This window comes from Adlercreutzia sp. DFI.6.23 (genome assembly GCF_024462535.1).
Taxonomy (GTDB): domain Bacteria; phylum Actinomycetota; class Coriobacteriia; order Coriobacteriales; family Eggerthellaceae; genus Adlercreutzia; species Adlercreutzia rubneri.
Window position 1 is genome coordinate 1 of record NZ_JANGBP010000840.1, and the last position, 286, is coordinate 286.

Below are 286 nucleotides of genomic sequence, written 5' to 3' on the forward strand. Positions count from 1 at the left end.
CGTCCACCACGCCGGGGCGCACGGTGCCCCCGGACACCTCGGCCAGAAGCGCCGCCGCGGCCTGGGAGACCACTGCGCACAGATGATCGTCCACACCGCGCTCGTAGCGCATGGAGGCCTCGGAGATAAGGCCCAGATTGCGGCTCGTGCGGGAGGTGCGGCCGCGCTCGAAGGCGGCGGACTCCAAACGCACGCAGGTGGTCTCCTCGGTGACCTCGCTGTTCTCGCCGCCCATGACGCCGGCGAGCGCCACGGCGCGCTCGGGTGTGGCGATGACCGTCATGTC

The 286-nt window shown here is 71.7% G+C and carries 1 protein-coding gene; it reads right to left on the reverse strand.

Annotated elements, in window-relative coordinates:
• A partial coding sequence (locus NE591_RS15695; protein ID WP_256157154.1) for a phenylalanine--tRNA ligase beta subunit-related protein occupies positions 1-286 on the reverse strand: 286 nt, incomplete at both ends.